General features: G+C 71.1%; 11 protein-coding genes and 1 pseudogene. 2 read left to right on the top strand and 10 right to left on the bottom strand.

Features of this window, described 5'->3' with window-relative positions:
* Window positions 1-570: TerD family protein (locus tag CA983_RS30485; RefSeq protein WP_208637076.1), on the top strand; the 570-nt coding region annotated here is incomplete at its 5' end.
* Window positions 571-740: 170 nt separating this feature from the next.
* Here the strand turns inward: CA983_RS30485 and CA983_RS30480 are convergent.
* The 9 genes and pseudogenes from CA983_RS30480 to CA983_RS30440 form a co-directional block, all read right to left on the bottom strand.
* Window positions 741-1,319, bottom strand: coding sequence for a TetR/AcrR family transcriptional regulator (locus CA983_RS30480; RefSeq protein WP_086604040.1), 579 nt, complete (start codon window positions 1,317-1,319; stop codon window positions 741-743).
* Window positions 1,320-1,415: 96 nt separating this feature from the next.
* A pseudogene (locus CA983_RS30475) lies at window positions 1,416-1,624 on the bottom strand (carbohydrate ABC transporter permease); the annotation flags it as partial.
* A 119-nt stretch (window positions 1,625-1,743) separates the two neighbouring features.
* On the bottom strand, window positions 1,744-2,781 hold the full coding sequence (locus tag CA983_RS30470; RefSeq protein ID WP_086604039.1) for a LacI family DNA-binding transcriptional regulator: 1,038 nt from the start codon (window positions 2,779-2,781) through the stop codon (window positions 1,744-1,746).
* Between the two features lie 57 nt (window positions 2,782-2,838).
* Complete coding sequence (locus CA983_RS30465; protein WP_086604038.1) at window positions 2,839-3,243, bottom strand: VOC family protein; 405 nt, start codon at window positions 3,241-3,243, stop codon at window positions 2,839-2,841.
* 86 nt (window positions 3,244-3,329) lie between these two features.
* Complete coding sequence (locus CA983_RS30460) at window positions 3,330-4,382, bottom strand: 1-aminocyclopropane-1-carboxylate deaminase (protein WP_086604037.1); 1,053 nt, start codon at window positions 4,380-4,382, stop codon at window positions 3,330-3,332.
* A 36-nt stretch (window positions 4,383-4,418) separates the two neighbouring features.
* A complete protein-coding gene (locus tag CA983_RS30455; RefSeq protein WP_086604036.1) occupies window positions 4,419-5,060 on the bottom strand; it encodes a GntR family transcriptional regulator in 642 nt (213 codons plus the stop codon).
* A 116-nt stretch (window positions 5,061-5,176) separates the two neighbouring features.
* Window positions 5,177-6,760, bottom strand: coding sequence for a TROVE domain-containing protein (locus tag CA983_RS30450; protein WP_086604035.1), 1,584 nt, complete (start codon window positions 6,758-6,760; stop codon window positions 5,177-5,179).
* Window positions 6,761-7,120: 360 nt separating this feature from the next.
* Window positions 7,121-8,566: an alkaline phosphatase PhoX gene (locus CA983_RS30445; protein ID WP_086604034.1), complete on the bottom strand. Its 1,446-nt coding sequence runs from the start codon at window positions 8,564-8,566 to the stop codon at window positions 7,121-7,123.
* 154 nt (window positions 8,567-8,720) lie between these two features.
* Window positions 8,721-10,139, bottom strand: coding sequence for a hypothetical protein (locus CA983_RS30440; protein WP_086604033.1), 1,419 nt, complete (start codon window positions 10,137-10,139; stop codon window positions 8,721-8,723).
* Window positions 10,140-10,447: 308 nt separating this feature from the next.
* On the opposite strand from CA983_RS30440, the gene CA983_RS30435 reads away from it, so the two are divergent.
* Window positions 10,448-12,277 carry an endonuclease/exonuclease/phosphatase family protein gene (locus tag CA983_RS30435; RefSeq protein ID WP_086604032.1) on the top strand — a complete coding sequence of 610 codons (1,830 nt, stop codon included), beginning with the start codon at window positions 10,448-10,450 and terminating at the stop codon, window positions 12,275-12,277.
* Window positions 12,278-12,334: 57 nt separating this feature from the next.
* On the opposite strand, the gene CA983_RS30430 is transcribed toward CA983_RS30435, so the two are convergent.
* Window positions 12,335-13,021: an antibiotic biosynthesis monooxygenase gene (locus CA983_RS30430; protein WP_086604031.1), complete on the bottom strand. Its 687-nt coding sequence runs from the start codon at window positions 13,019-13,021 to the stop codon at window positions 12,335-12,337.
* Between the last annotated feature and the right edge of the window lie 449 nt (window positions 13,022-13,470).

Here is a 13,470-nt window from a genome sequence, read left to right as displayed (position 1 = left end):
AACCTCGACAAGGGCCGCGTCAGCCTCCAGAAGAACCAGACCGTCTCCCTGATCAAGGGCGGCCGCCCCCTGCTCTCCCAGGTCAAGATGGGCCTCGGCTGGGAGCCGGCGTACCGCGGCAAGGACATCGACCTGGACGCCTCGGTCATCGCCTACGGGCCGCAGCGCAACCACATCGACAGCTGCTACTTCGGCAAGCTCCAGATCGTGGGCGGGGCGATCCGGCACTCCGGCGACAACCTCACGGGCGAGGGCGGCGGCGACGACGAGGTGATCATGGTCGACCTCGGCCGTCTCCCGCAGGAGGTCACCGGCCTGGTCTTCACGGTCAACTCCTTCTCCGGCCAGAAGTTCACGGAGGTCGCCAAGGCCTACTGCCGCCTCCTGGACGGCACCACCGGCGAGGAACTGGTCCGCTTCGACCTCACCAGCGCCGAGCCGCAGACCGGCGTGATGATGGCCAAGCTGATCCGCCAGTTCTCCGGCGAGTGGGAGATGACGGCGATCGGCGACTTCGTGAAGTCCCGCACGGTCAGGGGGATGGTGAAGCCGGCAGCCCAGTCTCTGTAGCCAGGGCCGGAGCCGGCACCTGACGAGCGCTAGGGGGCCGGCTGCTGGACATGCACCCTGCCGAGGAAGTCCCGCACCAGGGCGACGACTTCCTCCAGGTGGGTCTCCAGCAGCCAGTGCCCGCCGTCGAGCAGGTGCAGCTCGGCGTCCGGCAGGTCACGCAGATGCCCTCACAGCCGCGCCGAAGGCCGGAGGCCCTCCGTCAGCAACGTCAGATAGCGGCGGATGTGCCCGCCCTCCCCGTCCGCCAGCTCCGCCGCCGTCGACACGCCGTGCGCCAGCCGCAGTACGTCGACCGGCTCGACGTCCCGCCGGAGCGTGCCCTCCAGCTGTGCTGCCCGGACCAGGCGCTCCGCCGCGCTCTTCACCGAGTCGCCGCAGGCCGTGGCCACGGTCGAGCCGCTCTGGGTGACGGCCGGGCCCAGCAGGGCCCTGAGGCCGCGCATCTGGATCATCCCAGCGCCGAGTTCGTACAGCCACTCCACCAGCGCCCCGCCCGGGGGCAGTTCGGCCGCGAGTTCGTCGGCCCGGGCCGCGATCGCCTCGATGCGGTCGAAGTACGCGGCTTCCAGCAGCGCGTGCCGGGTCGGGAAATGCCGGTAGAGCGTGCCGGAGCCGACCCCGGCCCGCTTGGCGATGTCGTCGAGCGACGCGCCCTCCCCGTGCTCGGCGAAGGCCTCCGCGGCCACCTTCAGCAACCGCTCGTAGTTGCGCCGAGCATCCGCCCGCATGGGCCTGACCTGCGCCATGCAGCCACTCCTCACGAACCGGGGACTCTAACCGGGGACCCTCTCCGCACCTTATCGAGAACGGCCGGCGGTCGGAGGTCCGCACACCCCGCCGCCCTACATCTTCATCGCCCCCGCCGCCAGATCCCGCAGGAAGTGCCGCGCCCCGATCAGGAACACGACGATCAGCGGGATGACGCTCATCAGCGCGCCGGCCATCACCAGCGAGTAGTCGGTGTTGTAGAGGATGTTGAGAGGGACCAGATGTAGTCGTTCCAGAGGCCGACGAACGTGAAGATGCCGAGGAAGGCGAGGGCCGGCCGGAACGGTCAAGGGAGCTGCACGGAACGGTCTGCCGGGCCCCGCGCGGGCGGCTCAGGCGGACACGCGAACCACCACACCCACGCAGCTCAGGCGGACACGCGGACCACCACACCCACGCAGCTCAGGCGGAGGCGCGGACCACCAGATCGGGCACCACCCAGGCGTCCGCGCCCCGCAGCGGCTCCTCACCCGCGCGCAGCCGGGCCACCTGCTCCACGGCCAGCCGTCCCAGCCGCCGTTTGTCGATGTGCAGCGTGGTCAGGGCGGGTTCCACCAGTTCGCCCAGGGAGAGGCCGTCGAAGCCCAGCACGGCCAGATCGTCGGGAACGCTCCGGCCATGACGGCGGGCGGTGCGCATCGCCCCGACCGCGATCAAGTCGTTGAAGCCGAAGACCGCGGTGATCCCGGGCCGCGCCACCAGGAGCCGTTCCATGCCGGCCTCGCCGCCGGCCACACTGTGCTCCGGGCACACCACGACCCAGTCCTCGTCGACCGGCAGTCCGAGGCGCCGCACGTGCTCCAGGAACGCCAGCCTGCGGGGGCCGGGGCTGTGCAAGCCGTCCAGCATGCCGATCCTGCGGTGCCCCGCGCGGAACAGGTGGTTCAGACCCTGCTCGACTCCGGTGGCGGCGTCGATGCCCACGGCCGCGAACCGGGTCTGCTGCGGGCCGCGCTCCAGGAGCACCAGCGGCACGCCTCCGAGGTGCCGGGTGAGGACGTCGTCCGGGTCCTTGAAGTAGCCCACGACCGCGTCCGCCTGGTGGGAGAGCACGTCGAGGGCCTGCCGCTCCCTGGCCTCGTCGATCCGGGAGTCCCACACGACCACCTGCCAGCCGCGCTGCTCGGCCGCCTCCAGCACCCCGGCGGCCACCTCGGGAAAGAACGGGTTGCGCAGGTCCGGGATGACCAGGCCCGCCGTCACCGCGCCCTTCTGGACGAGTCCGCGCGCGAACCGGCTGGGCCGGTAGTCCAGGAGCCGGGCCGCCTCCAGGACCCGTTCCTTGGTGGCCGGGTCGATCTCACCCTTGTCGTTGACCGCCCGGGAGACCGTCTGCCGTGACACCCCGGCCAGTCGTGCGACGTCGTGGATCGTGGCCCGGCGCCGGGCACCGTCGGGCCGCTCGGCACCCGGCTCCGCCCGCTGATCGTCGGTCCACATGCTGAGCACTTTATCCGGCGCCGGACCCCGCCCGGCAGGGGCGGCCGCGCGGGCCCCTCAGTCGTCGAGCTCGGTGAAGAGCGTCAGCTGGAGGGCGCCCGGGGCCTCCAGCCGGGAGTTCAGGGAGTTCCAGGGGGTGCGCGTGGGCTCGGCGACCACCTCGGCTCCGGCGGCGGCCAGCTTCGCCGTCGTGGCGACGGAGTCGTCCACCTGGAAGGCGACCCGGACGTGCCCGGCCACCCGCCGCCCCACCTCGACCTCGTCGATGAAGGCGGCGTGGTTGGGGTCGGTCAGCTCCAGCGTGGCCCGCCCGGCCTCCAGGATCGTGACCCGCCCGTCCTCCGACGCGAACGCGCCCCGCTCGGTCAGGCCGAGCACGTCCCGGTAGAAGTGCAGCGCGGCGTCGTAGTCGTCCGCCGTCACGACCAGGCGGAGTTCTCGTACGGCTGGTTCGTCGGGCATGGAGGCTCCTCCGATAGCTGGGATAACCCCTGACAACCCACGGGCCGGCCGGTTGATTCCTCGGGCCGGACAGGGCAGAGGCGTTGTCAGAACAGCGCGCTGTACGCGTTCAGCGCCGGCTGTCCGCCCAGGTGGGTATAGAGGACCGTGGAGTCGCGGCCGATCTCGCCCCGCGAGACGAGGTCGATCATCCCGGCCATGGACTTGCCCTCGTAGACGGGGTCGGTGACCATCCCCTCCGTCCGGGCCGCGAGCCGCATCGCTCCCAGGGTGGACTCGTCGGGGATGCCGTACGTGCCCGCGTGGTACCGCTCGTCGAGTTCGACGTCGGACTCGGTCAGCTCGCGCTTGAGCCCGATGAGCTGCCCGGTGTTGTGCGCGATCCGGGCGATCTGGCCACGGGTCGCGGCGGGTTTGGCCGAGGCGTCGATGCCGAGCACGCGCCGGGGCCGCCCGCCCGCCTCCTCCAGCGCGGCGAACCCGGCGACCATGCCGGCCTGGGTGGAGCCGGTCACCGAGCACACGACCACGGTGTCGAAGAAGACGCCCAGCTCACGCTCCTGCTCGGCGACCTCGTACGCCCACCCGGCGAAACCCAGGCCGCCGAGCGGATGGTCGGAGGCACCGGCCGGGATGGCGTACGGCTTGCCGCCCGACTCCTCGACCTCCCTGAGCGCCTGCTCCCAGCTCTCCTTGAACCCGATCCCGAACCCGGCCTTCACCAGCCGCACGTCGGCCCCGGCGAGGCGGCTGAGCAGGATGTTGCCGACCTTGTCGTACACGGCGTCCGGCCAGTCCACCCAACTCTCCTGCACCAGCACGCACTTGAGACCGGCGCGGGCGGCGCAGGCGGCGACCTGCCGGGTGTGGTTCGACTGCACCCCGCCGATCGACACCAGCGTGTCGCATCCCTTCGCGAGCGCGTCGGCGACCAGATACTCCAGCTTGCGGGTCTTGTTCCCGCCGTACGCGACACCGGAGTTGCAGTCCTCGCGCTTGGCCCAGAGGGCGGCGCCGCCGAGGTGTTCGGTGAGCCGCTCCAGGGGGTGGACGGGCGAGGGCCCGAAGAGAAGGGGGTAACGCTCGTACGAGGCAAGGGACGAGGAAGAGGAAGGAGACGGGGACGAGGAAAGGGACATGGTTCCTCCCGGGGTCGGGATGGGGATCGGTCGGTCTCAGTCGGCGAGCTCTTCGAGCCCCCGCCAGATCTCCGCCGTGACACGGACCGCCTCGGCCACGTCACCGGCCGCGCAGGCCTCGATCAGCCGATCGTGCAGCCCGGCCGAGCGGCAGCTGCCGCCCTCGCCGAAGCGCTGTCGCTCCAGGCGGCGGATGAGCGGGGTGTAGCGGGCGACGGTCGCGGCGGCCGCGCGGTTGCCGCTCACCCGGACGAGGACCTCGTGCAGCGCGTCGTCGGCGCGCAGGGCCCCGTCCACGTCTCCGGTGCCGACGGCGGCGGCGAACCGCTGGTTGGCGGCGCGCATCGCCTCGATGTCCGCGGCACGCAGCCGGGGCACTGCGACCCGCGTCACGAGCTCGTGCATGGCGCCGACCACGGCGGCGGCGTCCCTGACGTCGGAGGCCACGAGCGGGGTCACCCGGGTGTAGCTCTGCGGCTTGCTCTCCAGCAGCCCCTCGTCCACGAGCCGGGAGAACGCCTCCCGTACCGGCGCCCGGGACAGCCCGAGCCGCTCCGCGAGCTCGGCGTCCCGCACCACCGCGCCGGGCTCGATCTCCCCGGCCACGATGGCGTCCCGGATCGCCTCGTACGCCCGGTCCCTGAGCAGGGTGCGGGGCACGGGCCGGATGGCCTCCATACTGAAATGTTAGATGTCAGTGTCTCTCCGGACAAGGGTCCGGACAAGACCGTGGCCCGCACTCCCCACGCGGTGCGGGCCACGGCGTCTCAGGCAACCAGGGGCCAGTCGGCCCCTCATGCAGCCCAGGGCCAGTCGGCGTCCCGGGAGGCCTCGATCAGCGGAACCATCCGGAAAGCCGCGTCCGACAGGCCTCCGAAGACGTGCCTGTTCGCGGTGCCCGACGGACCGTGGCCCGCCCGGTACCCGGCGAGGTTCCAGGTGTAGACCGGCACGTCGGCCGGCACCTGCTCGGTCGGGTCACCCCGGTGGTGGTGCGTGTGCTGCTCGTCGGTGACGATCAGCACCCGGTCGTGCTTCCGGTAGTGCCGGCGTACCGCCTCGGTGGTGTCGGTGCCGCCCAGGTCGCCGAAGCGGTCGAGGATCTTCAGCACCGACTCGCCCTTGCGGAACTTCACGCGGTCGCTCGTCGAGCCGAACTCGACCAGGTCCGCGCGCTCCGCCCGCAGCGCGAGTGCCGTGCCGAAGATCGCGGCGGCGTCCGCGCGGTTGAGTTCCGAGCGGTCGGACAGCCGCGACCAGAACATCGAGCCCGAGCGGTCCACGAGCACCAGCGTCCGGCCGGGCAGCGCGGGCACGTTGGCCAGCGAGTGGCCGAGCGCCCGCTCCAGGGCGTACGACCAGCGCAGCGACGGCGCGTGCTGGTACGCGGCGAGGTACCGGAAGGGGAACTGCCGCGAGCGCGCGACCTCCGCCGGGTCGCTGATCCGCGCGGCGACCCGCTCGGCGACCTCGTCGGACACTCCGGCCTCGTCGAAGTTCCGCAGGTTGCGCACGAGTGCCATGGCGCCCATGGACGGGATCACGGCCTCCCAGGCCGCCTTGTCCATCGGCCCCTGGAGCCAGCCCGCCAGCGTCTCCCACGTCATCCCGGCCGCGGCCAGCCGCTCGGCACCGCCCTCGGCCGTCACGACCGCGCGCCGCTCGGCCACCGGCAGCGCCATGAGCTCGCGGTGGGCGGTCAGGACGCGGTCCGACGCGGGCGGCACCGCGGCGTCGGGGTGGTGCCGCCGGTCGAGGGCGTACCGGAACAGCTCGCCCTGCCAGGGCTTGTCCGGGTCCGGGGCGGCGTGCACGAGGTTGAGGATGTCGCCGAAGCGGTAGCCCTTGGACGCGGTGTCGTACTTCAGCAGCGCCTTGCCGTGGTAGAGCCGGCGTACGGCGTCGGCGATGCCGCGCTTGACCGGCTTGGGCACGTTGCGGCCGTACGTCGCCGTCCAGTACGCGAGCAGTTCGCCGGGCTCGTCGGGCCGCTGGAGCACGGAGGCGACGACCTGCCGGTTGGCTGGGCCGCCGGTCGCCCCCGCGTCCAGGCGGGCCTTGACGTACTCGGCGGCGCCGACGACGGAGGCCGTGCGCAGGTTGCCCTCGCCGCGCAGCCAGCCGAGCAGGCCGGCCGTCCACGCCGGGTCGGTGACGGCGAGTTCGCGCACGAGCTTCGCGAAGCGGTCGTCGCGGTCGGCGCCGGTCTCGTAGAAGGTCTGCTGCGAAACGAAGTTGGACACGGCGAGCAGGAAGAGCTCGGAGCGTGCGTCGCGCTCGCGGCCCCGGCCGCCCTCGTATGTACGCAGCACTCGCCCGGTGGAGGTCACGCGGGAGACGGGACGCGCCCGCGCCGCCTTGCTGTTGAATCGCGCCATGGTGAATTCCCCCGAATTCTTTACAGGTTGCCGAATTCTTCGCAGGTTTCGGGGGAAGCGCGCATGAGAAAGGTGGGTGCCCGAGAACAGAGGTCGGCGACGGACTTATCCGGATGCTCTGCCGATTGAGCTACAGCGACCCGAAGTCGCTGACGGGATTCGAACCCGCAACATTCCGATCAAATGAAGTAACCGTTGCCTGCGCACCGGGCACCCACCCCATGCTGCGCCTCCCGAGATCAAGTCGGCGGCGGCGTCGGATTCTTTGAGAGAGAAGTAGCCGCTGCCATCGCACCGGGAGGTGCGTGACGTTGTGATCTCACTGTAGGAGGCGCGGTGCGGGACCTGCGAGCGAATTAATTACCGCTTCTGCCGCTTCCAGGGGCCGGTGATGGCAACCAGGATGCCCGGGTCCTGGATGTTGGCGTAAAGGGTCTTGCCGTCGGGCGAGAAGGTGACACCGGCGAACTCGCTGTACTCCGGCTCCTCTTCGGTGCCGACGTTCAGGTCGTTGCGGGCGATCGGGTACGTGCGGCCGCTCTCGGTGGCGCCGAAGAGATGCGAGACGCCCTCGCCGTCCTCGGCCAGGACGATGCCGCCGTACGGGGAGACCGTGATGTTGTCGGGGCCGTCGAACGCGCCGTCCTGGGACGGGTCGGGGTTCACACCGAGCAGGACCTTCAACGTCAGCGTCCGGCGCCTGGGGTCGTAGAACCAGACCTGGCCGTCGTGCTGGACGGGGCTCTCCTCGCGGGCGTACGAGGAGACGATGTAGGCGCCCCCGTCGCCCCACCACATGCCCTCCAGCTTGCGGGCGCGGGTGACCTCCCCGTCACCGAACTGCTTGCGCACGGGGGTCGTACGGGCATCGCGGTCGGGTACGTCCACCCAGTCGACGCCGTAGACCGTGCCGGTCTTCGTGGCCCGGGACAGGTCATCCACGAACTTCCCGCCGGAGTCGAAGCACTTGGGCGCCTGAAGGACACCGGCGTCGTCGGCGAGCTTGCGGAACTTTCCGGGGCCGTACTCGAAGCCCTTGGGCGGGGTCCAGCGGTAGAAGAGGCCGTTGGGGCCGGCGGCGTCCTCGGTGAGGTAGGCGTGGCCGCGCTTGGGGTCGATGACGACGGCCTCGTGGTCGTAGCGGCCGAAGAACTTCAGCGGCTTGGGGTTCCGGTTGGCGCGCCGGTCGCCCGGGTCGACCTCGAACACGTAGCCGTGGTCCTTGGTCATGCCGTTGACGCCGGCCCTGTCGGAGTTCTCCTCGCAGGTGAGCCAGGTGCCCCAGGGCGTACTGCCACCGGCGCAGTTGGTGGAGGTGCCCGCGATGCCGACCCACTCCGCGACCCGTCCGTCGGGGCGTATCTCGACGACCGTGCAGCCACCGGCGGCGGCCGGGTCGTAGACGAGGCCCTCGGTGAGCGGCACCGGGTACTTCCAGTTGGCGCGCGGGCCCTTCAGCTCGTGGTTGTTGACGAGCAGGGTGGTGCCGCGGGGGCCGTCGAAGGTGGCGGTGCCGTCGTGGTTGGACGGCGTGAACTCACCGGACTCCAGCTTCGTCCTGCCGCTGTAGGTGATGATGCGGTACGTGAAGCCGGCGGGCAGGGCGAGGATGCCCTTGGGGTCCGGGACGAGCGGCCCGTAGCCCACTGAGTGCCGGGCGTCCGCGGACGCCTCCTCCGTGCCCTCGGTGTCGTAGGACGCGAGGGCGTTCGGCGCGGTCGCGAGGGCCCCGACACTGCCCGCCAGCGCGACACCGGCACCGGTGATCGCGGAGGTTCTGGCGAAGTCCCTGCGGGTGAGCGACATGGGTGTCTCCTGTGACGGTGGGTATGCCGTGGAGGGTGGCGAACCTCGTGCGGCAACACCGTCCCGCTCATCCATGAACACCGGTTGAACAACGCCCCAGGGGCGCGGGGAACTGCGCGACAAGCCACGACGGCGCCGCACCCGCAAAACAGGATCAACCACCCTGTTGCGATCGCGCCTTGAAGGCCGCCTTCCGCGCTTCCTTCGCCACCTTCTTGTCGGGATGCAACCGCCCCATCGCTTCCAGCACATCAGCCGTAGCGGGATGATCAACCCGCCACACAGCCTCGAAAAACCCACCGTGCTGCCGCGCAAGCCCCTCGACCAACGCCCGCAACTCCTCGGAATTGCCCTCCGCCGCCAGCTGCGCGGCCACCGTGTCGATGGTCAGCCAATACACCATCGCTTCCGACGGCGCGGGCACATCCGCCGCACCATGCTCGGTGAGCCAGACCCGGGCGAGACCGCCCAACTCCGCGTCGTCGAGCACCTCCCGCAAGGCGGGCTCGGCCGAAGCCCCGACCAGCGACAAGGCCTGCTGACACCGCAGCCGTCGCAACGGCGCCCCGGCGTCCGAACCCCGGGCCGCCGCCAGCAACTCCCTGGCCGCGGCGAGCGATTCCCGCCGCTGGAGCCACTGCTCCGTTTCGGCCTGCGCAGCACCGGGCGGGAACGCCGCCGTGCCGTCGAGCAGCGCGTCGGCCCCCTTGTCCGCGAGGTCCCCGACGGCCGGCGCCTCGAACCCGGCCTCCAGCAGCCGGGCTCGCAGGCCGTAGAGCCCGAGCGGGGTGAGCCGGACCATGCCGTACCGGGAGACGTCGGTGTCGTCGAGGGGCGCCGCGGGCTCCTCTTCGGCCTCGGCCATGAGCGCCTCGTCCACGGGCTGGTACGCCACGAGCCCCACCGGCTCCAGCATCCGGAACTGGTCGTCCAGCCGCATCATCGCGTCGGACACCTGCTCCAGGACGTCGTTGGTCGGCTCGCCCATGTCGCTGGGCACGATCACCGACGCGGCCAGCGCGGGCAGCGGCACCGGAGCGCCGGCGGGTGTGTCCTCGCCGGCGGTCAGCAGGTAGAGGTTGCCGAGGACGCCGTCGAGGAACTCGGCCTCGGCCTCCGGGTCCCAGTCGAGGGCGGAGAGGTCGACCTCGCCGTCCTCGGCCACGAGACCGTCCAGGTCGGGCACGCTCGCGTCGGCGAGCACCGTCTCCAGGGCCGCGAGCCACACCGCGAGCACGTCCTGCGGCGAACCGCCGGTGAGCAGCGCCAGGTCCTCGCCCGCCGTGACGGTGCCCTCCTCCTCGTCGACGATCTCGACGAGACCGGTGTCCACGGCCACCCGCCACGCCTCACCGGCGTCGGCGGCGGCGGCGTCCCCGGTCAGTCCGAGCACCTCGGCGGCTGCGGGCAACTGGTCGTCGACGAGCCCGCCCCCGGCGTCGACCCGGGTCTCCGGCCCGGCCCAGCGGGCCAGCCGGGCGGCCCGGGACAGCAACGGCGTGGACAGCGCGTCGCGCGCCAGCTCCGCTTCGGGGTGCAGCCGCACCGGCGGCAGGGGGGAGCTGTCTGACATCGGCTGTTTCTCCTAGCGGCGCCTCATACGACTCAGCCGCTCAGCCTAGACGGATTTACACCCATGCCGCCTGCTTCATGTCCCCGTCAGGGGCTGTCCATGGCCGAAACCTTGACAAGTGGCCCGAGCAGGCTGGAGATTGACGCGCGTAGAAGTCGGCGGACACTTGTTCACCGGGCCCGCCCCACCAGGCCCGCCTCGTCCACCGAGGTCTACGCGCGTCACACCGCCCGCCCCACAGGTAGCGGCAGACAGTCCACGCACCACCCTCGTCCCGGCGCCCTGTCACGTCCCCGGAGGGAACCCCGTTGCCGAGCAAGTCGTCCGCGCGCCTCGCCGCGCTCACCGTCGCCGCCGTGTGCTCCACGGCATCCACGATCGTCCTCACCACCCCGGCCCACGCGGACTCGGTCCGCATCCACGACATCCAGGGCAGCACCCGGATATCCCCGTACGCCGGCAAGCAGGTCACGGACGTGACCGGAATCGTCACCGGCATCCGGACCTACGGCTCGTCCCGCGGCTTCTGGATACAAGACCCGACCCCGGACGCCGACCCGGCGACCAGCGAGGGCGTCTTCGTCTTCACCAGCTCGACGCCGAAGGGGGTCGCCGTCGGCGACTCCGTCACGGTCAGCGGCACCGTCTCGGAGTACGTCCCCGGCGGCACCGCCTCCGGCAACCAGTCCCTGACGGAGATCACCAAGCCGACGACCACGGTCGTCTCCAGCGGCAACCGGCTTCCCGCCGCCACGACGGTCGACGCCAGGTCGGTCCCCGCCGCCTACGCGCCGGCCGGCGACACCACGGCGAACGGCTCGGTCAACGCCCTGCCCCTCAAGCCCTCGAAGTACGCCCTGGACCACTACGAGGCCCTGGAGGGCATGACCGTCCGCGTCACCGACACCCGTGTCGTGGGCGCCACCGACCCGTACACCGAACTCTGGGTGACGGTGAAGCCGCACGAGAACCGCAGCCGCAACGGCGGCACGGTCTACGGCTCCTACGACGCCCAGAACACCGGCCGCCTCCAGATCCAGTCCCTCGGTTCGACGGCGGACTTCCCGAAGGCGAACGTCGGCGACACGCTCACCGGCACGACGGCGGGCCCGCTGGACTACAACCAGTTCGGCGGCTACACGCTGGTCGCGAGCGAACTCGGCACGCTCAAGTCCGCTGACCTGAAGCGCGAGACGACGCGCAAGCAGCGCTCCTCGGAACTCGCGGTCGCCACCTACAACGTCGAGAACCTCGACCCGACCGACGACACCTTCGCCGCGCACGCCTCCGCGATCGTGAACAACCTGGAGTCGCCGGACATCGTGTCCCTGGAGGAGATCCAGGACAACAACGGCGCGAAGAACGACGGTACGGTCGCCGCCGACCAGACCATGACCAAGCTGATCGACGCGATCGTCGCGGCCGGCGGCCCGGCGTACGACTGGCGATCGATCGACCCGGCCGACAAGGCCGACGGCGGCGAGCCCGGCGGAAACATCCGCCAGGCGTTCCTGTTCAACCCGGACCGGGTCTCCTTCACGGACCGCGCGGGCGGCGACGCCACGACGGCGACCGGCGTGACGAAGATCCGCGGCAAGGCGCACCTGACGCTCAGCCCCGGCCGGATCGCCCCCGCCGACGAGGCCTGGCAGAACAGCCGCAAGCCGCTGGCCGGCGAGTTCCTCTTCCGCGGCCGCACGGTCTTCGTGATCGCCAACCACTTCAACTCCAAGGGCGGCGACCAGGGCCTGACCTCCCAGTACCAGCCGCCGGCCCGCAGCTCCGAGACCCAGCGCCACCAGCAGGCCACGCTGGTGAACGCCTTCGTCAAGGACATCCTCGACACCCAGAAGAACGCGGACGTCATCGCCCTGGGCGACATCAACGACTTCGAGTTCTCCCGCACCACCAGCATCCTCGAAGGCCGGGGCGAACTCTGGTCGGCGATCAAATCGCTGCCCCGCAGCGAGCGTTACTCATACGTCTACCAGGGCAACAGCCAGGTCCTCGACCAGATCCTGATCAGCCCGTCGATCCGCCGCGACTGCGACTTCGAGTACGACAGCGTGCACGTCAACGCGGAGTTCAACGACCAGATCAGCGACCACGACCCGCAGGTCCTGCGCTTCCGCCCGTAACGCCTCGGCCAGGGGCCGGCCGGCCCAGAGCGTCCTGCCGGCCCCACGGCACCGCACTCACCCGGGCACGAGCCCCAGGGCATGCCGGTACCGGCTCCCGCTCGACCCCTTCACCCCCGGGTACGTCCGCACCCGCTTCCACATGTCGGTCGCAGGCGCCGCCAAGGCCTCGTCATAGGCCTGGTCGCTCTCCCACTCGGCGTAGTTCAGCACGTGCCCGCCATCGGTACTCAGATGGAAATGAGCGGAGATGAGCCCGGCGTTCCCTTCCGGATCGTCACCCAGGGCCTTGAGCACGAGATCGACCCACTCCTCCCGCCGCTCCCCGGCCCCTTCCTCGAAGTCGACCCGTACGGTGACGATCAGCCCCGGCTCGCGCACGTCGCCGACGGTCCGCTCCCGGCTGCGGTACCGCCGGTAGCGCCCGAGCCCCACCCGCTCGATCCCCGGCACGGCGGTGTCGACCTCGTCGACCCGCTCCTGACGATGAACCTTGACGAAGGCCTCGTACCCCTGCTCGTCGCTCCACTGCGAGTAGTGCATCAGCGTGGACCCGTCGTGCCCCGCGTAGACGTGGTACCCCAGCAGATCATCAGCGGGCCACGGCCGCCGCTCCCACGTCCGCCCGATCGCCTCCACGGTCTGCCGTTGCCGCTCGGCTGTGCCGACCCGCCAGGTGCTGAAGAAGGGAGCACCGATCCCGGGATCGGTGAGGTCGGGGTGCTGCTCGGTTCGAGGGCTCATTGAACACTCCAGTCGTGTACGCCGGTTGCCTGCGCACCCCACCTTTCAACCTCGACCAAGCTTGAGGTCAAGGGAGGGGTGCCACGAGGCCCGGCGCTTCCAGGTGCTCAACGTCTGTGCTGGGCCGGGGTGGGTCCACAGCCCGGCGTCGCGGGGTGCCGCTTCTTTGGGACGGGTGCCGCCCTGGGGGTACCCCCTGCTCGAAGAGCTTGGGGGAGGCACGACTGCCCGCAGCTGGGCGGGACCGGCGGTCCGCAGCACGGCGGCCTGCGGCAGCTGAGCCGAGACGCGCCCGCACCCGCCTACGGCGAGAAGGGGACGTGTCGAGGGGTGTCCGCCCGCAGCGATTGGCGCGTCAACGGACAGTCAGTCGGCGTCCGACCCCATCGCGCCGTTCCGAGGACGGACACCCCCGGCACGGCCCCGACCCACCACCCGGCGTCACGCGC

The organism is Streptomyces swartbergensis (assembly GCF_002148965.1).
Taxonomy (GTDB): Bacteria; Actinomycetota; Actinomycetes; order Streptomycetales; family Streptomycetaceae; genus Streptomyces; species Streptomyces swartbergensis.
This window is presented reverse-complemented; position numbering and strand designations above follow the sequence as displayed.